This is a genomic window from Nocardioides candidus (assembly GCF_041321175.1).
Classification (GTDB): domain Bacteria; phylum Actinomycetota; class Actinomycetes; order Propionibacteriales; family Nocardioidaceae; genus Nocardioides.
In genome coordinates this window covers 68,867-91,335 of record NZ_JBGGWC010000001.1, presented here as the reverse complement: position 1 = coordinate 91,335, position 22,469 = coordinate 68,867, and the positions used below count along the sequence as shown (strand labels likewise).

22 protein-coding genes are annotated in these 22,469 nt (G+C 72.4%); 13 read left to right on the top strand and 9 right to left on the bottom strand.

Translation table 11 applies throughout. From position 1 onward, the window contains the following. Nucleotides 1-8: 8 nt before the first annotated feature. The gene (locus ACAX67_RS00425) at nt 9-1,109 is read right to left on the bottom strand and encodes a type IV pilus twitching motility protein PilT (RefSeq protein WP_370701838.1); all 1,101 of its coding nucleotides are present in this window, start codon (nt 1,107-1,109) and stop codon (nt 9-11) included. A 73-nt stretch (nt 1,110-1,182) separates the two neighbouring features. Then, nucleotides 1,183-1,539 (bottom strand): type II secretion system protein, encoded by a 357-nt coding sequence (locus tag ACAX67_RS00420; protein WP_370701837.1) that lies wholly within the window; start codon nt 1,537-1,539, stop codon nt 1,183-1,185. A 322-nt stretch (nt 1,540-1,861) separates the two neighbouring features. Here ACAX67_RS00420 and ACAX67_RS00415 point away from each other — a divergent pair, with 322 nt between their 5' ends. From ACAX67_RS00415 to ACAX67_RS00405, 3 genes are read left to right on the top strand one after another with little or no spacing between them, the layout of a single operon-like run. After that, complete coding sequence (locus ACAX67_RS00415) at nt 1,862-2,821, top strand: AurF N-oxygenase family protein (protein ID WP_370701836.1); 960 nt, start codon at nt 1,862-1,864, stop codon at nt 2,819-2,821. A 13-nt stretch (nt 2,822-2,834) separates the two neighbouring features. After that, nucleotides 2,835-4,481, top strand: a complete 1,647-nt coding sequence (locus ACAX67_RS00410; protein WP_370701835.1) for an FAD-dependent oxidoreductase — start codon at nt 2,835-2,837, stop codon at nt 4,479-4,481. Next, nucleotides 4,420-5,127: a TetR/AcrR family transcriptional regulator gene (locus ACAX67_RS00405; protein WP_370701834.1), complete on the top strand. Its 708-nt coding sequence runs from the start codon at nt 4,420-4,422 to the stop codon at nt 5,125-5,127. Before ACAX67_RS00410 ends, ACAX67_RS00405 begins: the two co-directional genes overlap by 62 nt. A gap of 15 nt (nt 5,128-5,142) precedes the next feature. Here ACAX67_RS00405 and ACAX67_RS00400 read toward each other — a convergent pair whose 3' ends face one another. Continuing rightward, nucleotides 5,143-5,505 (bottom strand): hypothetical protein, encoded by a 363-nt coding sequence (locus ACAX67_RS00400; protein WP_370701833.1) that lies wholly within the window; start codon nt 5,503-5,505, stop codon nt 5,143-5,145. Between the two features lie 169 nt (nt 5,506-5,674). On the opposite strand from ACAX67_RS00400, the gene ACAX67_RS00395 reads away from it, so the two are divergent. The 3 genes from ACAX67_RS00395 to ACAX67_RS00385 all read left to right on the top strand — a co-directional run bounded on the left by ACAX67_RS00395 (nt 5,675) and on the right by ACAX67_RS00385 (nt 9,082). After that, on the top strand, nt 5,675-6,547 hold the full coding sequence (locus ACAX67_RS00395) for an AAA family ATPase (RefSeq protein WP_527890980.1): 873 nt from the start codon (nt 5,675-5,677) through the stop codon (nt 6,545-6,547). Further along, nucleotides 6,544-7,974, top strand: coding sequence for a vWA domain-containing protein (locus ACAX67_RS00390; protein ID WP_370701831.1), 1,431 nt, complete (start codon nt 6,544-6,546; stop codon nt 7,972-7,974). Before ACAX67_RS00395 ends, ACAX67_RS00390 begins: the two co-directional genes overlap by 4 nt. A gap of 148 nt (nt 7,975-8,122) precedes the next feature. Then, entirely contained in the window at nt 8,123-9,082 is a 960-nt protein-coding gene (locus ACAX67_RS00385; protein ID WP_370701830.1) for a helix-turn-helix domain-containing protein, read from the top strand. A gap of 24 nt (nt 9,083-9,106) precedes the next feature. Here the strand turns inward: ACAX67_RS00385 and ACAX67_RS00380 are convergent, their stop codons facing one another. Both ACAX67_RS00380 and ACAX67_RS00375 read right to left on the bottom strand, forming a co-directional pair. Next, a complete protein-coding gene (locus ACAX67_RS00380; RefSeq protein ID WP_370701829.1) occupies nt 9,107-10,285 on the bottom strand; it encodes a pyridoxal phosphate-dependent aminotransferase in 1,179 nt (392 codons plus the stop codon). 87 nt (nt 10,286-10,372) lie between these two features. Continuing rightward, a complete protein-coding gene (locus ACAX67_RS00375; protein WP_370701828.1) occupies nt 10,373-11,872 on the bottom strand; it encodes an FAD-binding protein in 1,500 nt (499 codons plus the stop codon). Between the two features lie 115 nt (nt 11,873-11,987). Between ACAX67_RS00375 and ACAX67_RS00370 the strand changes: the two genes are divergently transcribed. Together ACAX67_RS00370 and ACAX67_RS00365 are read left to right on the top strand one after the other, a co-directional pair. Then, nucleotides 11,988-13,505 carry a potassium/proton antiporter gene (locus ACAX67_RS00370; RefSeq protein WP_370701827.1) on the top strand — a complete coding sequence of 506 codons (1,518 nt, stop codon included), beginning with the start codon at nt 11,988-11,990 and terminating at the stop codon, nt 13,503-13,505. 119 nt (nt 13,506-13,624) lie between these two features. Further along, on the top strand, nt 13,625-14,392 hold the full coding sequence (locus ACAX67_RS00365; protein WP_370701826.1) for a hypothetical protein: 768 nt from the start codon (nt 13,625-13,627) through the stop codon (nt 14,390-14,392). On the opposite strand, the gene ACAX67_RS00360 is transcribed toward ACAX67_RS00365, so the two are convergent. The 3 genes from ACAX67_RS00360 to ACAX67_RS00350 form a co-directional block, all read right to left on the bottom strand. Further along, nucleotides 14,359-14,877, bottom strand: a complete 519-nt coding sequence (locus ACAX67_RS00360) for a LytR C-terminal domain-containing protein (protein WP_370701825.1) — start codon at nt 14,875-14,877, stop codon at nt 14,359-14,361. The genes ACAX67_RS00365 and ACAX67_RS00360 overlap by 34 nt on opposite strands. Nucleotides 14,878-14,881: 4 nt before the next feature. Continuing rightward, nucleotides 14,882-15,178 (bottom strand): type II toxin-antitoxin system VapB family antitoxin, encoded by a 297-nt coding sequence (locus ACAX67_RS00355; RefSeq protein ID WP_370701824.1) that lies wholly within the window; start codon nt 15,176-15,178, stop codon nt 14,882-14,884. Nucleotides 15,179-15,242: 64 nt separating this feature from the next. Then, nucleotides 15,243-15,410, bottom strand: coding sequence for a hypothetical protein (locus ACAX67_RS00350; protein ID WP_370701823.1), 168 nt, complete (start codon nt 15,408-15,410; stop codon nt 15,243-15,245). Between the two features lie 159 nt (nt 15,411-15,569). Between ACAX67_RS00350 and ACAX67_RS00345 the strand changes: the two genes are divergently transcribed. The 5 genes from ACAX67_RS00345 to ACAX67_RS00325 are packed head-to-tail and all read left to right on the top strand — an operon-like array spanning nt 15,570 to nt 21,262. Next, nucleotides 15,570-16,391, top strand: a complete 822-nt coding sequence (locus ACAX67_RS00345) for an alpha/beta hydrolase (RefSeq protein ID WP_370701822.1) — start codon at nt 15,570-15,572, stop codon at nt 16,389-16,391. Beyond that, complete coding sequence (locus ACAX67_RS00340) at nt 16,388-17,194, top strand: lysophospholipid acyltransferase family protein (RefSeq protein WP_370701821.1); 807 nt, start codon at nt 16,388-16,390, stop codon at nt 17,192-17,194. Before ACAX67_RS00345 ends, ACAX67_RS00340 begins: the two co-directional genes overlap by 4 nt. Next, a complete protein-coding gene (locus tag ACAX67_RS00335; RefSeq protein ID WP_370701820.1) occupies nt 17,191-18,825 on the top strand; it encodes an AMP-binding protein in 1,635 nt (544 codons plus the stop codon). Before ACAX67_RS00340 ends, ACAX67_RS00335 begins: the two co-directional genes overlap by 4 nt. Continuing rightward, on the top strand, nt 18,825-20,285 hold the full coding sequence (locus tag ACAX67_RS00330) for a wax ester/triacylglycerol synthase family O-acyltransferase (protein WP_370701819.1): 1,461 nt from the start codon (nt 18,825-18,827) through the stop codon (nt 20,283-20,285). Before ACAX67_RS00335 ends, ACAX67_RS00330 begins: the two co-directional genes overlap by 1 nt. Then, complete coding sequence (locus tag ACAX67_RS00325) at nt 20,282-21,262, top strand: alpha/beta fold hydrolase (RefSeq protein ID WP_370701818.1); 981 nt, start codon at nt 20,282-20,284, stop codon at nt 21,260-21,262. The genes ACAX67_RS00330 and ACAX67_RS00325 overlap by 4 nt, the downstream gene beginning before the upstream one ends. On the opposite strand, the gene ACAX67_RS00320 is transcribed toward ACAX67_RS00325, so the two are convergent. Further along, nucleotides 21,255-22,451 (bottom strand): flavin monoamine oxidase family protein, encoded by a 1,197-nt coding sequence (locus ACAX67_RS00320; RefSeq protein WP_370701817.1) that lies wholly within the window; start codon nt 22,449-22,451, stop codon nt 21,255-21,257. The genes ACAX67_RS00325 and ACAX67_RS00320 overlap by 8 nt on opposite strands. Nucleotides 22,452-22,469: the final 18 nt, after the last annotated feature.

The window sequence follows — 22,469 nt, the reverse complement described above, 5'->3', positions numbered from 1 at the left end:
CCCCTGACTCACAGGCCGGCGCCGACGGCGTACCGCGGCCGGAGGTCGATGTCCTTCGGGTAGAGGCTGCGCGCCACCGCGTCGACCTCGCTGACGACGCCGTGCTGCACCAGCGCCGACAGCGACTGCTCGAGGGTGACCATGCCGTCCTGCTGCCCCGTCACGAGGCTGTTGCGCAGCTGGTGGGTCTTGCCCTCCTTGATGAGGTTGCGGACGGCTGGCGTGGCCACGAGCACCTCGTGCGCGGCCACCATGCCGCCGCCGGTGCGCGGGAGCAGCCGTTGGTAGACGACGCAGCTCAGCGCCGCGGCGAGCTGGACGCGGACCTGGGCCTGCTGCTCGGCCGGGAAGACGTCGATCATCCGGCCCAGTGACTGGGCGCTGTCGTTGGTGTGCAGGGTGGCGAAGACCAGGTGCCCGGTCTCGGCCATGGTGAGCGCGAAGGCGATCGACTCGAGGTCGCGCATCTCGCCGACCAGCAGCACGTCGGGGTCCTCGCGCAGCACCGAGCGCAGGGCGTCGCTGAAGGATGCCGTGTCGGTGCCGACCTCGCGCTGGTTGACCGCGGCGCGCTTGTGCTCGTGGACGTACTCGATCGGGTCCTCGACGGTGATGATGTGGCAGCCGCGGTGGGTGTTGATCAGGTCGACGAGCGACGCGAGCGTCGTCGACTTGCCCGAGCCGGTGGGCCCGGTCATCAGCACCAGGCCCTGGTGCCGCATCGCGATGTCGCGCACCGACGGCGGCAGGCCGAGCTCGTCGGGTGAGGGGATGCGACGCGGGATGAGCCGGAAGGCCGCCGCCGTCAGCCCGCGCTGGGTGAAGGCGTTGCCGCGGATCCGGGCGTGCTCGCGCCAGGTGAACGAGAAGTCGTACTCGTGCCGGGTGCCCCACGCGGCGACCTGCTCGGGCGCGAGCGCCTCGATGAGCAGGGCCTCGGTGTCCTGAGCGGACATCGCGGCGCGACCCGGGACCGGTCGCAGGTCGCCGTCGACGCGCAGCATCGGCGGCAGGCCGACGGTGAGCAGCAGGTCCGTGCCGCGAGCGTCCCACAGCTCGGCGAGCAGTGCGTCGATCCCGGACCCGATGCGGTGAGCTGAGTGCAGCATGGCCGCGCCCCCTTCGGAGAGGTGCTGTCAGGGAGGGCCGCCCCCGGAGCGGCCCTCCCTCGGACGGGTGGGGTCAGTCGCAGGAGGTGCCGGGCGAGACCGTGCCGGTCCCGGCGGCGTAGCCGACCCGGATCGCGGCGTCGACGCCCGAGTCGCTCGGGTCGGTCTTGAGGTAGTCGGGCACCAGGGCGCCGAGGGTCGCGGGGTAGGCGCTCTTCTGGGCGTAGTAGGCCTCGACGGCGGTCTGGGCGGTCGAGACGTTGGCCTTGCACGCCGAGACCTTGCTGTCGTCGTTGATGCCCTTCACCGAGAACACGACGATGCCGGCGAGGACGCCGAGGATCACGACGACGATGAGCAGCTCGATGAGGGTGAAGCCCTGGTCCTGACGGCGGACGTCGCGGGCACGGGTGGCGAGGATGTTCTGCATGGCGGTGCTCCTTAGGAGGGAAAGTGCTGGATCGACCCGAGAGGGTCCGAGATCCGAGAGGTCCTGCGTTGTCCGCGTGCCCCATGCACCGGCGGCTGTGAGGGAAGTGAACGCTCATCGCCGGACGGGTGCGGGAGGAACCGCCGCAATTCCCGCCCGCCGCTTAGGGCTTTGAATGCGCCCCACGCTCAGCTCCGCGCGGCCAGGCGTGGGCTGGGTCACAAAGCCTCGCGGCCGCCGGGTACGGCGTGTACACATCTCGTATACCTGTACAACGTGTACAGCTAACTTGTGGGCAGCGTTGCCGAGGAGGTATCGGGAGATGACCGTGGAGCAGACCTACGAGGAGAAGCTGCAGACGCTGAGCGAGGGCTCCGTGCGTCTGTCCTTCAACGCGTTCAAGGACGTCCCGTGGGACGACCCGGCCTACGCCGTCGTGCCCGACGACGAGCGCTGGATCCTCCCGAGCGTCGACCCGCTCGGCGGGCACGAGTGGTACCAGGGCCTGTCGCGGGAGCGGCAGATCGAGATCGGCATGGCGCGGATGGCCAACATCACCAAGGTCGGCTGGCAGTTCGAGAACGTCCTGATCAAGGGCGTCCTCGAGTACCTGATGGACCTGCCGAACAACGACCCGGAGTTCCGCTACCTCATGCACGAGGTGACGGAGGAGACCCACCACATCCAGATGTTCCAGGAGTTCGTCAACCGCACGGGCGCCGACGTGCCGGGTGCGGCGCGGTGGTTCCGCGTGGTCCAGTCGGCGCTGCCGCTGGCCGGCCGGCTGCTCCCCGAGATCTTCTTCACCGGCATCCTCGCGGGGGAGGAGCCGATCGACCACCTGCAGAAGCAGATCCTGCGGTCCGGCGAGACGATCCACCCCCTGATGGAGCGGATCATGCAGATCCACGTCGCGGAGGAGGCGCGCCACATCTCCTTCGCGCACGAGTACCTCGCCCGCAAGGCGCCCCGGCTGCCCCTTCCGCGCAAGGTCCTCCTCTCGGTGCTCTACCCGGTGATCATGCGGCTGCTGTGCGACGTGATCGCCACGCCGACCCGCGCGTTCATCAAGCAGTACGACATCCCCCACGACGTCATCAAGGACCTCTACTGGGACAACCCCGAGTCCGAGAAGCTGCTGCGCGACCTGTTCGCCGACGTCCGCGTGCTCGCCGAGGAGGCCGGCCTGATGAACCCCGTCTCGCGCGTGCTGTGGAAGCGGCTCCGCATCGACGGCCGCCCGGCGCGCTACCGCAGCGAGCCGGCGCCGAAGGCCGCCTGACCGAGGAGGTCCGATGCCGTACGTCGTCACGCAGTCGTGCTGCAGCGACGGAGCCTGCGTCCTCGCCTGCCCCGTCAACGCCATCCACCCCGCGCCGGGCGAGCCCGGCTTCGTCACGGCGGAGATGCTGTACGTCGACCCGGTGAGCTGTGTCGACTGCGGCGCCTGCGCGACGGCCTGCCCGGTCGACGCCGTGGTGCCGCACACCAAGCTCGCCGACCACCAGCTGCCGTTCGTGGAGCTCAATGCGACGTACTACCGCGACCACCCGCACGCCGACCGCACGCCGCTGGCGCTGGTGCCGCGCCACCGCGACTCTGCGACCGCCGGGCTGCGCGTCGCCGTCGTCGGAGCCGGTCCCGCCGGGCTCTACGCCGCCGACGAGCTGCTCAAGCTGCCGGGGGTGGAGGTCGACGTGTTCGACCGCCTGCCCACCCCGCACGGACTCGCCCGCTACGGAGTGGCGCCCGACCACCCCAGGACCAAGCACGTCCTCGAGCTCTTCGCGAAGATCGAGCGCGAGCCCGGCTTCCGCTACCGGCTCAACGTCGAGGCCGGGACCGACGTGACGCTGGAGGAGCTGCGGGCGTCGTACCACGCCGTCGTCTACGCGATCGGCGCTGCGACGGACCGGCGGCTCGGGGTCGACGGTGAGGACCTCGCGGGCAGCATCTCGGCCACCGACCTCGTCGCCTGGTACAACGGGCACCCCGACGCCGACGAGGTGCACCAGCCGCTCGACACCGAGCGCGCGGTCGTCATCGGCAACGGCAACGTCGCCCTCGACGTCGCCCGGATCCTCACCGCCGACCCCGACCGGCTCGCCGCGACCGACATCTCCGACCGCGCGCTGCTGGCGCTCCGCGACAGCGCGGTGCGCGAGGTGGTGGTGCTCGGTCGGCGCGGACCGGACGAGGCCGCGTTCACGTTGCCCGAGCTGATCGGGCTGGCCGCCCTCGACGACGTCGACGTGCTGGTCGAGGGCGAGGTGGCCGTCACCTCGCAGAAGACCGAGCTGCTCGCCGAGCTGGCGCGCCGCACGCCGACCCCGGGCCGCCGCAGGATCGTGCTGCGCTTCCGGACCGCGCCGGTGCGGATCGTCGGCGGCGACCGCGTCGAGGCGATCGAGGTGGCCCGCACGGAGGTCGTCGACGGCCGTGCCGTCGCGACCGACGAGTCCGAGCTGATCGCCACCGGCCTGGTGCTGCGCGCGGTGGGCTACCGCGCCCGCCCCGTGGTCGGTCTGCCGTTCGACGACGAGCGCGCGCGGGTGCCCAACGACCGCGGCCGCGTCGAGCCCGGGCTCTACGTCGTCGGCTGGATCAAACGCGGCGCGACCGGTTTCCTGGGCACCAACAAGACGTGCTCGCAGGAGAGCGTCGCCGCCCTCCTCGACGACCTCGATGCCGGCCTGCTGGTCGCTCCCACGACCGCGGTGGAGCGCCTCGACCACGAGATCGACCACGAGGGTTGGCTGGCCATCGACCGTGCCGAGCGCGCGCTCGGCGACGCCGCCCGCCGGCCGCGGGTCAAGCTCACCGACCGCCGCGCCCTGAGCGAGGCCGCCGCGCCGGTCGCGCCCGGATACAGTGCGGGCCATGCCGCACGTCCCTCGCGTCCCCGGGCTCGACGGGCGTCAGCTGCGCTGGGAAGGCCATAACGAGGAGCGTCGCCAGCACGTGCTCAACGCCGCTGTCGAGCTCCTCGAGGAGCAGCCGCTCGGCAGCCAGCTGCGGGTCCAGCAGATCGCCGAGCGTGCCGGGCTGGTGCGCACGGTCGTCTACCGGCTGTTCAGCAACCGGATGGACCTCAACCGAGCGGTCCAGCAGCACATCGTCGGCATGATCCGCACCCAGCTCGACTCGACCCTCGTGCTCTCGGGGAGCATCGAGCAGATCGTCAACGGCGTGGTCGGCGGCTACGTCAGCTGGGTGGCCGACCACCCGCAGCTGCACGAGATGGCGCAGCGCGCGCTGGGCGACGGCCAGCCCGGCGAGCTCGACCTGGCGGTCGACAACCTCGGCAAGGACATCGCCTCGCTCTTCCAGGCCGGTGCGGCCATGCTCGGCCAGGAGCTCGACGAGGAGCAGACCACGACCCTCGACGTGCTGGTCGTCGGTCTCATCGGCCAGGTCCGCGGCAGCGTCAACCAGTGGGTACGACGGCCCGAGCAGACCCTCAGCCACCGGGCGTTGTCGCACATGCTCAGCCGGTGGATCTGGTTCCAGATCGACGGTCAGGCGCGGGAGATCGGCGTCGAGCTCGACCCGACGGTGCCGGTGGACGAGCTCGCGACGCGGTCCTAGGCCGGACGCCGGGACTCAGCGCTGACGGCGCTGCTCGCGCCCGAGGCAGACCGCGACCAGCTCGCCCGGACGCTCCTTCTTGAAGACCGCCCAGCCGTGGTCGAAGGAGACCACGCGGGTGCGTCCCGACGAGTCGCGGATCACCGCCGTCGAGGGGATGACGTCGGGGTCGAAGCCGTGCAGGGAGCAGTTGTTGCGCTCGAGGATCCGGCTCGTCGCCTTGTCCTGCACCGAGAGGCCGAGATGGTCAGGCGTCGGGTGCGGGCCGTCGATCACGCTGAGCGCCCCGAGGCCGACGAGCAGCGTGAGGGCGCCGGCGGTCATGGCGGTGCGGATCGACAGAGCCGCGGTGCGCAGCGTCGTGCTGAGGGCAGGCAACGTCGATTCCTCTCGCGTGAAGGCAGCCTCGGATGATCGGCTCGACCGACAGGCGGGGGTCCTCCCGCGCCTCGTGATCGGTCACTGCCACCTCAACGAGCATCCGCCCCGCGGGTCACGAGCCAGACAGTGTGATCTGGCCAGCCGGTTCCCGGGCAGGATGGGCGCCATGACCTGGTTCGAGTCCCCGACGCAGGCCGCGGCCCTGCTCACCGAAGCCGGCTACCTCGCCGACCACGCGACCGCCACGACCACCTACCTGGCGGGCGCGCTGGAGAAGCCGCTGCTGCTCGAGGGCCCCGCCGGGGTGGGCAAGACCGAGCTGGCGAAGGCGGTGTCGCGCGCCACCGGCGCGGACCTCGTCCGGCTGCAGTGCTACGAGGGCCTCGACGAGGCACGGGCCCTCTACGAGTGGAACTACAAGAAGCAGCTGCTCCGCATCCAGGCGCAGACCGGCGCCGCCGAGGGCGTGGACTGGGACCAGACCCACGACGACATCTTCTCCGAGGAGTTCCTGCTCACCCGGCCGCTGCTCACCGCGATCCGGCGCGAGGAGCCGACGGTGCTGCTCATCGACGAGGTCGACAAGACCGACATCGAGGTCGAGGGGCTGCTCCTGGAGGTGCTGTCGGACTTCCAGGTGACGATCCCCGAGCTCGGGACCGTGGCGGCGACCCGCCGGCCGTTCGTCGTACTCACCTCCAACGCGAGCCGGGAGCTGTCCGAGGCGGTCAAGCGGCGCTGCCTCTACCTGCACCTGGACTATCCCGACGCCGAGCGCGAGCGGGAGATCCTGCAGGCCCAGGTGCCCGACCTCGACGACAGGATCGCCGAGCAGCTCGTCGCCACGGTCGGGAAGCTGCGCGACCTGGAGCTGAAGAAGGCGCCGTCGATCGCGGAGTCGGTCGACTGGGCGCGCACGCTGATCGCGCTGGAGATCCGCGACCTGGACGACAAGGCGATCACCGACACCCTGGGCGCCGTGCTGAAGCACGCCTCCGACCAGGCGCGGGCCGTCAAGGAGCTGCGGCTCAACCGATGACCACACCGACCAGCGGGCTTCTCGACCGGCACCTCTCCTTCATCGAGGCGCTCCGGGGAGCCGGCCTGTCCGTGTCCCTGGCCGAGGACATCGACTCCGTCGCCGCTCTCGGCGCGGTCGGCTGGGGTGATCGCGAGCACGTGCGCGACGTGCTCGCCGCGACCCTCATGAAGAGGCAGCAGCACCGCACGACCTTCGACGCGCTCTTCGACGTCTACTTCCCGGCCCTCGTCGGCGACGGTGTCACGCAACGGGGGATCTCGTCCCTCACGGACCCGGACGGCGACGAGATCCCCCGGGACGCGGAGGCGGACCGGGTGCGCGACAACGGGGAGGCCCTGCAGGAGTTCCGCGACCGGCTGGCGGAGGCCCTCGAGAGCGGCGACCAGCAGCTGCTGCGACAGCTGGCGGCGGAGATGGTCGGCCGGTTCGGCGCGATGCCGGGCCGGGGCCCGGGGCTGTCGTCGTGGTCGTCCTACACCGCGCTGCAGCGGGTCGCCCCCCAGGAGCTGGTCGACCGGATCGCCCAGGGGCTGACCGGGGACATGGACGACGAGGGCCGGCTCCAGGACGCACGACGGCTGGCGAACCGCCGCGTCGGCGGCTTCACACGGCTGGTCGAGGACGACGCCCGGCGGCGGATCGCCGAGGAGAAGGGGCCCGACCACGTCGCCGACGTGGCGATCCGGCCGAGCATCGACAAGCTCGCCTTCACCGCGGCGCGGCGCACCGACCTCGAGGAGATGCGCCGCCAGATCTTCCCCCTCGCACGGCAGCTGGCGACGCGCCTGACCAAGGAGCACCGCGCCCACCGTCGCGGGGCCCTCGACTTCCGGCGGACGGTCCGGGCGTCGATCGCCACGGGCGGCGTACCGCTGACCACGCACCACCGACCCAAGCGGCCGCACCGCACGGACCTCGTGGTGCTGTGCGACGTGAGCGGCTCGGTCGCCAATTTCGCCCAGTTCACGCTGCTATTCGTCTTCGCGCTGCGGGAGTCGTTCCAGAGCATGCGCGCCTTCACGTTCATCGACCACGTGCACGAGGTCACCGAGCACCTGCAGCCGGGCGCCGACCCGGTCGACGTGCTGGAGAAGCTCGCCGCCTCCAGCAGCTACGCGGCGCTCTGGGGCCGCACCAACTACGGGCGGGCGTTCGCGAAGTTCGAGGAGCAGTACGCCGACGCACTCAACCCGAAGACGACGCTGCTCATCCTCGGTGATGCCCGGAGCAACTACACCGACCTGGAGGACAAGACCCTCGACCGCCTCGTCGGGTCGGTCCGGAGGGCGCACTGGCTCAACCCCGAGCCGGTGACGAGCTGGGGTGCGGGCGACTCGGCCGCCAAGACCTACCGCGAGATCGTGCCGATGGTCGAGTGCCGCAACCTGACCCAGCTGCAGGAGTTCGTGCACGACCTGCTCTGAGGGCGGACGCGGGGCTCCGGCGCGCTCTCTGCCGCTACGCTGCTCGCAGCCGTTGTGTCCGGTGCGGCCGGACATACCCCCCGACGGAGCGTGCCGCGCTGTTGCCGACCCACCTGCTCCCGGGTCGGCGGAGGAGGTATCCGGGGGGATGCTGTCACCTGTCACCGAGCCGTGCGCCGGGACCTTCGCTCGTCTGCACCGAGCGGTCGTCGCTGCAGCTGAGCAGGACACCGCGCACGATGCCGCGCACGCGGCGACCCTCGGCGTGCTCGATCGCGCCCACCGCGCCGACGCCGGTGAGTTCCGCGACGTGTGGGCCCTGTTCGCTGCCGCCGCGGTCGAGGACGTCGGGCGGCCGGGCTGGGAGCGGCGGGCGGGCGTGATGGCGAACCTGATCGGGCTCGCGGTGCTCGGCGAGCCGCAGGACTTCGTCGCGCTCGACCGGCTGACCGAGCACTACGGCCGCGCGACGATCGCCACGGTGCAGAACACGGTGGACGGGCTGCTCGGCACGGGCGAGACGATGCCGCTGGCCACGCGCGCGGTCACGAGGCTGACGTTCGACGTCTCCGTCGAGGAGCTCGTCCTGGCATCCGGAGGTGCCCTGGAGGACGCCGTCGTCGTCGCCGACCGCTGTCGCCGCGCCGCCCTCCGGCTGGTCATGGTCGACGTCGACCCGGCGCGGCCGGGTCCCGTGCTGACCGCCGCGGAGGACGTCCTCGCCGCGTGGGACCGCGGCGGGCTGCCGGCCTGGCGCGCGCAGCTGGCCGTCGTCGCGGCCAACCCGTGGGCGCCGTACGGCACGGAGCTGCGCGACCTGGCGCAGACCGCCGGACGGGCAGTGCTCGCCGAGGCGCTGGAGGAGTGCGTCCGGGTCTACCGGTCGCGCAACGAGCGGACGGAGCGCGACCTGGTCGCGCGGGAGATCCGCGAGCTCGTCGCGCTGAGCGGGCTCAGCCAGCGGGAGTTCGCCGCCATGCTCGGCACGTCCGCGTCGCGGCTGTCGACGTACGTCAACGGGCTGGTCACGCCCTCCGCGACGCTGATGCTGCGGATCCGCCGGGTGTCGGCGCTGCTGCAGGAGCAGCGCCAGCAGCCCGGCCGGTAGTCGGGTCCGGGACTGCGTGCCCCTTCAGGTGAGAGCAGGACCGAGGCGGCGCAGGGCCTCCTCGATGTCGTCAGCGGTGCCGGCGAAGCTGAAGCGCAGGTAGCGGCCGCCGTCGACGGTGTCGAAGTCGACGCCGGTGGCGACCGCGACGCCGGTGCGCGCCAGCAGCCCGCGTGCGAAGGACATCGAGTCGTCGGTGAGGTGGCCGACGTCGGCATAGGCGTAGAACGCACCGTCGGCGGGAGCGAGCCGCTCGACACCGAGGCGCTGGAGCCCGGCGATCAACAGCTCGCGGTTGTGCGCGTAGCGGCGCACGTGGCCGTCGAGCTCGTCGTAGGACTCGGTCGTGAACGCCGCCAGCGCGGCGCGCTGGGCGAGCACGGGCGGGCAGATGCTGAAGTTGCCGGTGAGCACGTCGACCGCGCGCACCAGGTGCCGCGGAGCGAGCATCCAACCCAGCCGCCAGCCGGTCATGGAGAAGTACTTGGAGAACGACCCGAACACGACCGCCTCGCGGCTGGTCTCCCAGGCGCAGCGCGCCAGGGTCTCGCCGGGCTCGGCGTACTCGATGCCGTGGTAGATCTCGTCGCTCACGAGCTGGATGCCCGTCTCCTCGCACCAGCGGGCGATCGCGGCGAGCTCGTCGGGCAGCAGCATGGTGCCGGTCGGGTTGGCCGGGCTCGCGACGACGAGGCCGGCGAACGGCGCGCTCGCGTGCAGCTCGGCCAGCTGCGCGACCGTCGGCTGGAAGCGGGTGTCCGGACCGGTGGGGATCTCGACCACCTGGCACCCCAGTGCCGCGAGCACGTTGCGGTAGCAGGGGTATCCGGGCCGCGCGATCGCGACCCGGTCGCCGGCCTCGAAGGCCGCGAGGAACGCCAGCAGGAAGCCCCCGCTCGACCCCGTGGTCACGACGACGTCGTCGGCCGACACGTCGATCCCGTAGCGCCGGCGGTGGTGGTCGGCGATCGCGGCCCGCAGCTCGACGATGCCCGTCGCCGGCGTGTAGCCGAGCGGGTCGCCCGAGCCGAGCAGGCGGACCGCCGCCTCGGTGACCGCGCGCGGTGCACCGCTGCTGGGCTGGCCCGCGAGCAGGTTGACCAGGTCGCCGTACTCCCGCTGCCGTTCGGCCGACAGCGCGAGCAGGTCCATCACGTGGAACGGCGGCACGTCGGCCCGCTGGGCTGCGGCGAACCGATTCATCGTCGAGACCTCATCCGCCGATCATGCCGGGCTGGGACGACAAAACTGTCGCTGGGACGATGCAATTGCGTCGTCCCAGCAACAGTTTCACCGTCCGGACGGTGAAACTGTCGCGCGGCGCGCGGCCCGCGCCGCCGCCGCAACCCCAGCCCTGCGCCCGAAGAACGACCCCTCGCCGAGCTGGGTGCCCGAGCAGTAGCCCGCACCGTCCTGGGCGATGTTGGAGGCGCAGGCCCCGGCGGCGTAGAGGCCGGGGACGACGGAGCCGTCGGAACGCCTCACCTCGCCGTCGACGGTGGTGGCCATGCCGCCGATGGTGAAGCCGGCGTAGAGGGCGACGCCGAGGGAGAGGTCGAGCACCGCCCAGGGGCCGGCGGTCTGGGGCGCCAGCCAGTCGGGGTGCTTGTGGAAGTCGGGGTCCTCGCCGGCCGCGGCGTGCTCGTTGTAGCGCTCGACGGTGGCGACCAGCGAACCGGCGGGCATGCCCAGGCCGGCCTCCATCTCCTCGACCGTCTCGTAGCCGTCCTTGAGCGGCACCAACGGCATGTGGTCCTCGCCGAGGTGCTCGCTGTCGACGATGAGGTAGGCGACGGCGTCCGGTTGCTGCAGGACGTGGTACGACGTCCGCGCGTGGTAGCTGTCCTCCGCGACGAAGCGCTGCCCGTCGCGGTTGACGATGAGGCCCTTGCACCGCGAGGACGGCGGGTAGAACGGCGCGGTGATGAAGGGCTCCTCCATGTTCTCCAGCGCCGCGCCCACCGATTGGCCGAGCCGGATGCCCAGGCCGTCGTCGTAGGTCGAGCCCAGGGTGAAGAGCTTCGAGCCGAGGGCGGGCGTGTAGCGGGCGACCATGTCGGCGTTCATCACGAACCCGCCTGCGGCGATGACGACCGCGTCGGAGCGGACGAACCCCGTGGCGTCGAAGCTCTTCCAGGCGAGCCCGGCGACCCCGCCCTCGTCGGTCACGACGAGCTGGGCCGCGCCGGTCTCGTAGCGCACCTCGACACCGGCCTCGTCGATCCGTTCGCGCAGCAGGTCCATCACGATCCGGGTGCCCTCGGTGTCGCCGGGCACGGGCACCTTGTGGCCACGCGGGGCCGGAGGGATGTCCTCGCGGAAGGGCCAGACCTTCTCGTTGCCGGTGAACATCAGGCCCTCGGTGCCGGGCTGGATCACCGCCTTGCCGGGGAAGTAGGACCGCTCGAACCGGAACCCCAGTGCCTCGAGCCAGTCGAAGTGCTCCACGGAGCTCTCGCAGTAGGCGCGGATCTTCTCCTCGTCGGGGTCCTTGGTGCTGGCCATGAGGTAGCGCACCATCGCGTCGACCGAGTCCTCGTGCCCGGTGGCCTGCTGCACGTCGGTGCCCGCGCCGAGGTAGAAGTGGCCGCCGGACATGCTCGACGTGCCGCCGTGCACGGCCGCGCGCTCCAGCAGCAGCACCCGGGCGCCGGCACGGGCCGCCTCGAGCGCGGCGCAGCCACCGGCGATCCCGAAGCCGACGACGACGACGTCGTACGTCTCGGTGTCGGCGGGCAGGTCGGTGGCGGGGACGGCAGCGGGGATCGCCAGTCCGGCGGGCTCGGTCATGGAGCAAATGTAGAACACGTTCCAGTTCTGGGCGAGGCCGTCCGCCGCGACCGCACACCACGACGCCGATAGACTGCTGACCCGCGCCCCGACCGCTCGCCGAGGTGACACCCGGATGACCTTCGACGTCCACCAGCTCGACTCCTTCCTGCTGGTGGGGTCGGCCGTCACCTTGTTGGCGGTGCTGGCGGTGCGCGTCTCCTCCCGGGCCGGGCTCCCGAGCCTGCTCGTCTACCTCCTCATGGGCGTGCTGCTGGGCGAGTCGGTGATCGGGATCGGCTTCGACGACGCCGAGCTCGCCCACGCGATCGGCTTCGGGGCGCTCGCGGTGATCCTGGCCGAGGGTGGTCTCACGACCAACTGGCGCGAGACGCGGACATCGGTCCGTCTCGGTCTCTCGCTCGCCACGGTCGGCGTCACGGTGTCGATCCTCGTCGTCGCCGTCGGCGCCCACTTCCTGTTGGGGATGTCGTGGGAGCTCGCCATCCTCCTCGGTGCGGTGACCTCCCCGACCGACGCGGCAGCGGTGTTCTCGGTCATCCGGGTCGTGCCGCTGCCGCGGCGCATCACCGGCGCGCTCGAGGCGGAGTCGGGCTTCAACGACGCCCCGACCGTCGTGGTCGTCACCCTCATCTCCAGCGGCGCGGCGAGCGAGCACCATCCGGCCGTGCTGGTCGGGATCGTGGTGTTCGAGCTGGTGGTCGGCGTGCTCGTGGGGCTCGCCGCCGGCTTCGGCGGGGCCTGGGTGATGCGCCGTGCGGCGCTGCCGTCCTCGGGCCTCTACCCGATCGCCGTGCTCTGCCTGACGATGATCGGGTACGGCGCCGCGGCGACCGTGCACGCAAGCGGCTTCGCCGCGGTGTACGTCGCAGCGCTCGTGCTCGGCAACAGCGAGCTGCCCCACCGCGCGGTCACCCGGTCGTTCTCGGAGGGTCTTGCCTGGCTCGCGCAGATCGGCCTGTTCGTGATGCTGGGCCTGCTGCTGTCGCCCGGCAGGATCACCTGGCACACCGTCGTCATGGCGATCGGTGCCGGCCTCCTCCTCACCGTGCTGGCGCGGCCGCTCTCGGTGCTCGTCAGCTCGCTCGCGCAACGCATGGCGTGGCGCGAGCTGGCGTTCCTGTCGTGGGCGGGGCTGCGGGGCGCCGTGCCGATCGTGCTCAGCACCATCCCGCTGGCGGAGCAGGTGGACAAGGCCGACCTGCTCTTCGACATCGTGTTCGTGCTCGTCGTCTTCGACACCCTGATCACCGGCCCGACCCTGCCCTGGGTCGCGAAGGTGCTCCGGGTGGCCCGCCGCTCGCAGCCACGCGACATCGAGCTCGAGGCCGCACCGCTCGACCGGGTCGCGGCCGACATGCTCCAGGTGGCGATCAGCCCGAGCTCGCGGCTGCACGGGGTGGAGATCGGCGAGCTGCGGCTGCCACCTGGCGCGTCGGTGGCCCTCATCGTGCGGGACGGCCAGACGCTGGTGCCGGAGCGACGCACCGTGCTGCGCCATGGCGACGACCTGCTCGTCGTGACACCCCGCAAGCTCCGGGAGTCGACCGAGCGCCGGCTGCGCCAGGTCAGCCTGGGAGGCCGTCTCGCGCAGTGGCTGGGCTCGGACCCCGCGGCGGGCGGCTCGCGGTGATCCCGGTCCGTGGCCGGGCCGTTGTGCCCGGTCGCGCTGCGGGGTGAGACTGGGGCCGACCGCGCACCTGACGTCGCGCGGCTGACTGGGGGGTCAGCGCCATCGAGACGAAGGAACGGGTGCCGCTGCGCGACACCTACCGGGTCGCCGCGACGACCGCGGGGCTGCGGGTGGCCGGCGGTGCCGGTGAGGCCGACGACTTCCGGCTGCTCACCCGGCTGGCACGTCGGTTCGGCAGCCAGCGCTTGGCGCGGATCTGTGGCCGGATCGACGAGGTGGCGGGCCCCGACCCGGGCCTGCCGCTGGCGACGGCGCTGTGCCGCGAGCTCGCACGCACGGGGCGCATCGAGCGTCGGCTGGTGGAGGCCGGCGACAGCGCCCGCGTCGCCCGCGCGACCGCCGCGGGGTGCGGCCGCACGGCGCTCCGGATCGTGGTCGACGACCTCCGTCCCGGCCGCGTCGCAGACCTGCCCCGTGACGTCGCAGGGTTGCGCGCCCTGGTCGACGACCGCGGTCTCCCAGAGTGGCGCCGAGCGCTGGCCCCGGTCGCCCTGAACCCTTGGGGTCCCGAGGTGGGGCTGCTCGGCTCGCTGGCGCGCGCCGCCGACCTGACGGTGGCGGTCGCGGCGGTCGAGTGGTGCACGCAGGTGTTCCGGGCCCGGTTCGAGGAGGCCGAGCGACGCGAGGTGGCGCGCGAGATCTGCCGGTTGATCGAGCTGAGCGGGTGCAGCCAGCGGGACTTCGCTCATCACGTCGGCACGTCGGCCTCGCGGATGTCCACCTATGCCAACGGGTTGGTCACGCCGTCGGCGGCGATGATGCTGCGCTTCGGCCGGTCAGCGCGCGCGCTGTCTCAGGGTGCCTGGGCGGGCGGGCTGCACACGTAGCCGTCGCTCGTGGCCTTGATGCTCGTCCTGCCGCCGCGGACGCCGGGGAACCCCTCGCCCACCACGACGGTGATCCCGGGGTTGGCCGTCGACTGCTGCACGATCTTGGTGCCCTTGCCGAGGTAGCCCTTGAGCAGCTTCGCCGCCGTGCTGTCCGGGTCGTCGGCCCAGATCATGGCGCCGCTCGCGCCGGTCTTCGCGCTGGTGTTGCCCTTGGCTCCCTCGCTGAAGCCCTTGCGCACCAAGGCGTCCATCGTCTCGCCCGCGAGACCCTCGGTGGTGCTGCCGTTGAGGACGTTGACCAGCACGTCGCCGGGCGTGATCCGGTCGCCCCGGTTCACCGGCGCGTCGGTGCAGGCCGGCGCGTCCGCCTTCTCCGGGAAGGGGTCGGTGACCGACGACCAGGCCCACGCGACGCCGACCACGAACACGAGGGCGAGCAGGGCCAGGGTCACGGCCGAGCGGGTGCGCGCCTTGGTGTCCACCGCGTCAGTCTTCCATCCGGATGACGCGGGCGTGCAGCACGTTCCGCTGCTGGAGAGCGGCGCGTACGGCGCGGTGCAGGCCGTCCTCCAGGTAGAGCTCGTCGTGCCACAGCACCACGTGGGCGAAGAGGTCGCCGAAGAACGTCGAGTCCTCGTCGAGCAGGTTCGCGAGCTGGAGCGTGTCCTTGGTCGTGATCAGCTCGTCGAGGCGCACCTGCCGCGGCGGCACGGAGGCCCACTCCCGCGAGCCCAGCCCGTGGTCGGGGTAGGGCCGGTCGCTCCCGACGCGCTTGAAGATCACGAGTCGGAGTCTAGGAGCCCCTGGTCGGGAATCCTCCGCCGAGGACCCTGCCGCCCCGTTCCCGTCAGGCTGTCCAGCGGACGGCGTCGTCGACGAAGTCGGCGAGCGCGTGCACGCCGCGCAGGTCGTCCCGTTCGGTCATCAGTCGGGTGAGGCCTCGCGCGTGGCGGGTGCGGAGAAGGGCCCGTCGCTCGAGGCGCGGGTCGGTGTCGGCGGAGGTGGATTCGTCCATGTCGTCCAGCGTGCAGGCCGCTCGGGCGGTTTCCGTGACGAGAAGGTGACGAACCGGTGTCGGGGTGCGTGATCGTGCTTACATCCGTGAAAGGTTGGCGCGCGCGCCCGTCTGCTCCATACTCGACAAGTAGAACGTGTTCTAGATTTGGAGACCAGGGTGTACGACTTCGAGGGCGAGAACAGCGTCGAGGGCGGCACGGACCGCGGTCCGAGCCGTGGACCCGGCGGGGCGCCGCACCGCGCGCTGATGCTGCTCGAGGCGCCGCGGCTGGTCGGCGAGCTCGCGAGCTCCTTCGCCGTCGACCTCGTCGCGCCGCGCCGCCCCGGCGGCGAGGGACGGCCCGTGCTGGTCGTCCCCGGCTTCCAGGCCACCGACATGATGACCGGCCGGCTGCGCGGCCACCTCGCCCGCCACGACTTCCGCGCCCACGGCTGGGCGCAGGGCGCCAACATCGGCCTGACCGACGAGCGGATCGACGGCCTGGTCACCCGGTTCGAGCAGCTTCGCGCCGAGCACGACGAGCCGGTGAGCATCGTGGGCTGGAGCTTCGGGGGCGTGCTCGCCCGCTGGCTCGCGCACACCTATCCCGACGACGTCCGCCAGATCGTGTGCCTCGGCTCGCCGTGGCGCGCCGAGGGGGAGCGGACCCACGCCACCGCGATGTTCGAGCGGTCCCGGCGCAAGCACGGCATGTCCGACCGGGCGCGGCCGATGATGGAGCTGCTGCGCGGGCCGGTGCCGGTGCCGTGCACGGCGGTCTACTCCAAGACCGACGGCATCGTGCCCTGGCGTGGCTGCGCCGTGGACGAGTCGGTGCAGCCGGTGGCGGAGAACGTCGTCGTACCGAGCAGTCACGTCGGGATGGTCGCCAACCCGCTCGTGCTCGACGTCGTCGTGGACCGGCTCTGCCAGGACCCCGCGGAGTGGCGCGGGTTCTCGTGGCGTGCGGCGCTGCTGGCCAAGTGGGGTGCGGCATGACCGGTCCCCTGGACGAGCGCGACCCGGCGTACATCGCCAAGGCGCTGCCCTTCCTGAAGCTGGCGATGCGCGGCTACTTCCGCTCCGAGGTGCGCGACATCGATCGCGTGCCCGACGGCGGTGCGCTGATGGTCGGCAACCACTCCGGCGGGCTGATGGCCATGGACGTGCCGATCGTCGCCGTGGCGTTCGCCGACACCTTCGGTGCCGAGCGACCGCTCTTCTGCCTCGCCCACGACATGCTCTTCACCGGTGCCGCCGGTCCGCTCTTCCGCAAGTTCGGCTTCGTGCCCGCCGATCGCGCGAGCGCGCACGAGGTGCTCGCGTCCGGCGCGGTGACGATGGTCTTCCCCGGCGGCGACTACGACGTCTTCCGCCCGACGCTCAAGGCCAACGTCATCGACTTCGAGGGACGCAAGGGCTACGTCCGGACGGCCATCCGGGCGGGCGTGCCGATCGTCCCGGTCGTCTCGATCGGCGGCCAGGAGGCGCAGTTCCACCTGACCCGCGGGCAGTGGCTCGGCCGGCTGTCGCCGCTGCGCAAGGTGATGCGCACCGACCTGCTGCCGATCACCTTCGGCTTCCCCTTCGGCCTGACGGCGGCCGGCGTCGGCAACATCCCGCTGCCGACCAAGATCGTCACCCAGGTGCTCGACCCGATCGACCCGGCGCAGGTCGCGGAGGAGCTGGGGCTCGAGGACGAGGCCGAGACCGTCGCGGAGGTCGACGCGCTGGTCCGCGCCCGGATGCAGGACGCGCTCGACGAGCTGGCCCGGCAGCGCAGGTTCCCGGTGCTGGGATGACGCGCGCCACGGCAGACCGGGGCCCGCTGCGCACGCAGCTGTGGGCCACCCGGCACCTGCTCCGCAGCCGCATGATCGGGCCGATGCGCCCCGACCGCTACGTCGGCATGGCGCGGATCCTGCGGCGCTACGGCGCGCACGCGACGACCGGCTTCGCGCTCGCCGCCAACCGGCGGCCGGAGGGCATCGGTCTGGTCGACGAGCGCGGCTCGCTCACGTGGCGCGAGATCCAGGACCGGGCCGACGCGCTCGCGGTCGGGCTGGCCGCGGCCGCAGAGGGCGAGCCGACGTCGGTCGCGATCCTGTGCCGCAACCACCGCGGCTTCGTCGACGCACTCCTCGCCGCCGGCCGGCTGGGGGTGCCGGCTCTGCTGCTCAACACCGGCTTCTCCGGACCGCAGCTCGCCGAGGTGCTCGAGCGCGAGCAGGCCTCCCTGATCGTGTACGACGAGGAGTTCGCCGGTCTCGTCGCCGACGCCCGCGCAAGGCTGCCCGGCGTGACCGAGGTGCTGGCGTGGGTCGACGAGACCACCGCGCCGCGCGCGCTGCGCACCACCGACCAGCTCATCGACCGGCACCGCGGCCGGCGGCCCCCGGTGCGCCGCCCCGGCCGGGTGGTCCTGCTGACCTCGGGGACGACCGGCACCCCGAAGGGCGCCAACCGCGGGGGCGGCGGCTCCGACGAGCTCGCCGCGATGCTCGAGCGGATCCCGTGGCACGGTGAGGAGACGGTCGTCGTGGCCGCCCCGACCTTCCACGCGTGGGGCTTCGGCCAGCTCGTGATCGGCGCGACGATGGCCTGCACCGTGGTGCTGCGCCGGAGGTTCGACCCCGAGGCCACCCTGGCGATGGCCGACGAGCACCGGGCCACCGGGATCGCCGTCGTCCCGGTGATGCTCGAACGGATCATGCAGCTCCCGACGGCGGTCCTCGACCGCTACTCGCTCGACAGCGTCCGGTTCGTCACCGCCAGCGGCTCGCGGATGCGACCGGAGGCCGTGGTGGCCTTCATGGACCGCTTCGGGGACAAGGTCTACAACAGCTACAACGCCACCGAGGCCGGGCAGATCAGCGTCGCCGGGCCGGCGGACCTCCGCCACGCGCCCGACACGGCGGGCCGCCCGGTGACCGGTACGAGCGTGCGGCTGGTCGACGACGACGGCGTCGACGTCGCCGTCGGTGAGGTCGGCCGGATCGTCGTGCGGGGCGCGTCGGAGTTCGACGGCTACACCGCAGGCGACACGAAGGCGTCGCTCGACGGCTACATGGTCTCCGGGGACGTCGGGCGGATGGACGCCGACGGCCGGCTCTACGTCGTGGGCCGCGACGACGACATGATCGTGTCGGGCGGCGAGAACGTCTACCCGGTCGAGGTCGAGCGAGCCATCGGCGAGCTGCCCGCGGTCCGCGAGGTCGTGGTGGTCGGGGTGGACGACGAGTCCTTCGGGCAGCGGCTCGCGGCGTACGTCGTACCGGAGAGTGCCGGTGCGGTCGACGCGGACGCCGTGCGGAGCCACGTGAAGTCGCGGCTGGCGGGCTACAAGGTGCCGCGCGACGTCGTGCTGCTCGACGAGCTGCCGCGCAACGCGTCGGGCAAGGTCGTCGTGCGCGACCTGCCGGGGGCCGGCTGATGGCCTCCATCACGCGGATGTCGGGCTTCGACGCGGGGTTCCTCTACATGGAGACCCCGTCGATGCACATGCACACGCTGAAGATCGCGGTGCTGGAGCCGTCGACCGACAACACCTTCGACACCCTCGTCGAGAAGATGACCGAGCGGCTGCGGCTGCTGCCCCCGATGCGCCGCCGCGTCGTGCCGGTGCCGTTCGCGCTGCACCACCCGGTCCTCGTCACGCAGCGCAGGATCGACCCCGAGCGGCACTTCTTCCGCCACGACGTCGGCGGCGCGGGCACCATGCGCGACCTCGAGCAGCTGATCGGCCGCATCTGCAGCACGCCGCTGGACCGGTCGGTGCCCCTCTGGGAGCTGCACCTCTGCGAGGGCCTCGCCGACGGCAAGGTCGCCATCGTCGGCAAGATCCACCACGCGCTCGCCGACGGGCTCGCCGCCAACGCGATGCTGGCGAACGTCATGGACGTCAGCTCCACCGACCTGCGCGCGAGCGTGCGCGGCGAGGACCACGACGGGGTCGACGACCCGAGCGACAGCCTGCTCGTCCGCCACGCCCTGCGTGACGGTGCCCGGCAGCTCCTCGACCTCCCCGGCCTCCTCGCCACCACCGCGCGCAGGCTGCGCGCCGTGCTCCGCTACCGCCGCGGCATGGACGCCCGGGTGCCGATGCCGGTCAGGGACGCGCCGCGGACGTCGTTCAACGGACCGCTCACCCCGCGCCGGACCTTCGCGACCGTCACCCTGCCGCTCGCCGACCTCAAGCGGGCGCGAGCCGCGCATGCCGACATCGCCGGCCTCACGCTCAACGACATCGTGCTCGGGGTGACCTCCGGCGCGCTGCGCCGGTGGCTGGAGGAGCACGACGAGCACCCGCGCGGCTCGCTGCTCGCCGGCGTGCCCGTCGGGCTCGACGCCAACGACATCGAGCCGCGGCTGATGGGCAACAACGTCTCCAACCTCTTCACCACGCTGGCCACGGACGTCGACGACACCGGCGCCCGGCTGCGTGCCATCTCGACCACCACCCGCCACGCCAAGGCGATCAACGAGCGGCTCGGCTCGTCGCTGATGGACTGGTCGCAGTTCGCGCCGCCGGCGCCGTTCGCCGCAGCCGTGCGCGCCTACTCGCGGCTGCGCGGTGCCCGGTTCCATCCGGCCGCGTTCAACGCGATCGTCTCCAACGTGCCCGGACCGCGGGAGCGCGTGAAGATCGCCGGCGCGCAGCTGGCCGACGTCTTCAGCGTCGGTCCGCTGACCGAGGGCATCGGCCTCAACATGACGGTGTGGTCCTACATGGACCGGATGAACTTCTCCCTCCTCGCCTGCCCCGACCTGCTCCCGGACGTCGAGCGGCTGGCCGCCCACTTCCCCGCGGCGCTCGCGGAGCTGCTCGACCACCCCGACGACAGCGCAGAGGCGCGCGCCGAGAGCGCCGCCGACGACCAGGAGAGCGCATGACCTTCAAGACCATCGGCCGGCACACCGCTCGCGCCGGGGGCAGGGCGGCGCGCTTCGGCGGCCGGGTCGCCCTGCGCACGCTGCGGGCCGCGACCGACGAGGCGACCCCCGACGTCCCGATCCCGCCGCCCGCCCGGCCGCTCGACCTCCCCGGCCGCGGGACCACCCACGTGCTCGACATCCCCGGGCCGACCGCCGACGCGCCCGTCCTGCTCCTGATGCACGGCATCGCCACGACGGGGCCGCTGACCTGGTTCACCGTGCTGGACGAGCTCAGCAGGCACTACCGCGTGGTCACCTTCGACCAGCGCTGGCACGGTCGCGGCATCCGCTCGCCGCGGTTCCTGCTCGACGACTGCGCCGACGACGGTGCCGCCGTGCTCGACGCGCTGGGGATCGACCGCGCGGTCGTCGTGGGCTACTCGATGGGTGGCGCGAGCGCGCAGGTGATGTGGCAGCGCCATCCCGAGCGCGTCGCCGGTCTCGTCCTCTGCTCGACCTCGTCCCACTGGGAAGGACACCTCGGCGAGCGGGTCTTCTTCCAGATGCTGCGCGTGATCAACACCGGTCTGCTGACGATCGCCGCCGACAAGGTGCGCCGGCACGGCGAGGCACTGCTCCCCGTCGACGAGGCCTCCCTCATGGCGCTGCGCGACTGGGCGCTCGCCGAGCTGCGCACGACCAGCCTGTGGGCCTTCCCGGTCGTGATGGCCGAGCTCGGGCGCTTCGACTCCAACGCCTGGATCGGAGACGTCGACGTGCCGACAGGAGTGCTCGTGACCGCCCGTGACCACGCGATCCCGACGGAGCGCCAACGGCAGCTGGCGGCGCGGATCCCCGACGCGGTGGTGCGCGAGTCGCCCGGTGGGCACGTGTCGTTGATCCTGGACCTCGAGCGCTGGAGGCCGGCCTTCCTCGCGCTCGTCGACGAGATCGTCCAGCAGGCCGCCGGACCGGCGCTGCGGTCCGTCAGGTAGCGCTCACGGTCTCCGCGGCGCGGAGGCCACTGCGCAGGGCGCCCTCCATCGTCCCCGAGCCGGCGCCCGCGGTGTGCTCGCCTGCGAGGACCAGGGGCCCCTGAGGTTGCTGCAGGAGCGCGGAGGCGTCCGTCGCGCGCCCGGCGAGCACGAAGGAGTAGCCGCCGCACGACCACGGGTCCGTCTCCCAGTCGGTCAGCAGCGCCTGGTCGGCCAGCAGGTCGAGGTCGGGCCGCAGCCCCGCCAACGCCGCCAGCCAGGTGGCGGGTCCGTCGTCCACGGCCAGCGCCTCCCGCGCGAGCGGTCCTCCCGCGAAGCACGAGACGGCAGCCACCCCGAGATCGCCCCCGGGGTCGAGCGAGTTCCAGGACCACCAGGGCAGGCCCGGGTGCTGCACGCCGTCGGGCGGCGCGCCGATCGTGGTCGGCACCGACAGCTTCACCGCGACCCCGGTCGACAGGCCCTCCAGGCCCCGCTGCCAGGTGTCCGGGAAGCCCGGATCCCACGAGAGCCGGTCCAGCAGGGCCAGGGGTACGGCGACCACGAGCCGGTCGAGCACCAGCACGTCCTCCGGGGTGGTCACCACGGCGCGCTCGCCCTCGACCCCGATGGCGGTGACCGGCGTCGACAGCCGCACCCGGCCGCCGAGCTCGTCGGCCATCGCCAAGGTGATGCTCTGGTTGCCGCCCACGACCCGGGCCGCGGCATCGATCCGGGCACCCTCGGCCCGGGCGACGTGGAAGCGCGCGCTCGCCCGGCTCGGGTCGCCGGCCGTCGAGGTGCAGATCCTCAGGAACGCAGGATCGCCCGACGCGGTGCCGATCGCCGCCGCGAACGCCGCAGCCACCGAGCAGTCATCCTCGGGGACCCGGGCGGCCACCGCGGTCAGGGTCTCCTCGAGCTCAGCGAGGCTCTGCACCGCGCCGTCGACGCGTCGCCGGTGGAAGCGCACCCCGTGCGGCGCGAGCGGCAGGCCCAGCTCGGCGCAGACGCGCCGGATCACGTGCTGGTCGGCGTCGATCCACTCCCCGCCCCGCTCGACGACGACGCCGTTCGGCAACACCGTCGACCAGGTCCGTCCACCGACCCGGTCCCGCGCCTCGAGCACCACGACGTCGTACCCCTGGCGCGCGAGCGTCCACGCGCACGCCATGCCCGCCAGCCCCGCACCCACCACGCCGATCCGCACCCTGCCAGCATGGCCGAT

What these genes read in the sequence shown, in the direction of transcription:
- ACAX67_RS00375 (WP_370701828.1), bottom strand. Translation starts at nt 11,872, where the DNA reads ATGACCGAGCCCGCCGGACTGGCGATCCCCGCTGCCGTCCCCGCCACC.
- ACAX67_RS00335 (WP_370701820.1), top strand. Translation starts at nt 17,191, where the DNA reads ATGACGCGCGCCACGGCAGACCGGGGCCCGCTGCGCACGCAGCTGTGG.
- ACAX67_RS00385 (WP_370701830.1), top strand. Translation starts at nt 8,123, where the DNA reads ATGCTGTCACCTGTCACCGAGCCGTGCGCCGGGACCTTCGCTCGTCTG.
- ACAX67_RS00380 (WP_370701829.1), bottom strand. Translation starts at nt 10,285, where the DNA reads ATGAATCGGTTCGCCGCAGCCCAGCGGGCCGACGTGCCGCCGTTCCAC.
- ACAX67_RS00415 (WP_370701836.1), top strand. Translation starts at nt 1,862, where the DNA reads ATGACCGTGGAGCAGACCTACGAGGAGAAGCTGCAGACGCTGAGCGAG.
- ACAX67_RS00325 (WP_370701818.1), top strand. Translation starts at nt 20,282, where the DNA reads ATGACCTTCAAGACCATCGGCCGGCACACCGCTCGCGCCGGGGGCAGG.
- ACAX67_RS00410 (WP_370701835.1), top strand. Translation starts at nt 2,835, where the DNA reads ATGCCGTACGTCGTCACGCAGTCGTGCTGCAGCGACGGAGCCTGCGTC.
- ACAX67_RS00425 (WP_370701838.1), bottom strand. Translation starts at nt 1,109, where the DNA reads ATGCTGCACTCAGCTCACCGCATCGGGTCCGGGATCGACGCACTGCTC.
- ACAX67_RS00330 (WP_370701819.1), top strand. Translation starts at nt 18,825, where the DNA reads ATGGCCTCCATCACGCGGATGTCGGGCTTCGACGCGGGGTTCCTCTAC.
- ACAX67_RS00420 (WP_370701837.1), bottom strand. Translation starts at nt 1,539, where the DNA reads ATGCAGAACATCCTCGCCACCCGTGCCCGCGACGTCCGCCGTCAGGAC.
- ACAX67_RS00350 (WP_370701823.1), bottom strand. Translation starts at nt 15,410, where the DNA reads ATGGACGAATCCACCTCCGCCGACACCGACCCGCGCCTCGAGCGACGG.
- ACAX67_RS00390 (WP_370701831.1), top strand. Translation starts at nt 6,544, where the DNA reads ATGACCACACCGACCAGCGGGCTTCTCGACCGGCACCTCTCCTTCATC.
- ACAX67_RS00395 (WP_527890980.1), top strand. Translation starts at nt 5,675, where the DNA reads ATGACCTGGTTCGAGTCCCCGACGCAGGCCGCGGCCCTGCTCACCGAA.
- ACAX67_RS00405 (WP_370701834.1), top strand. Translation starts at nt 4,420, where the DNA reads ATGCCGCACGTCCCTCGCGTCCCCGGGCTCGACGGGCGTCAGCTGCGC.
- ACAX67_RS00370 (WP_370701827.1), top strand. Translation starts at nt 11,988, where the DNA reads ATGACCTTCGACGTCCACCAGCTCGACTCCTTCCTGCTGGTGGGGTCG.
- ACAX67_RS00340 (WP_370701821.1), top strand. Translation starts at nt 16,388, where the DNA reads ATGACCGGTCCCCTGGACGAGCGCGACCCGGCGTACATCGCCAAGGCG.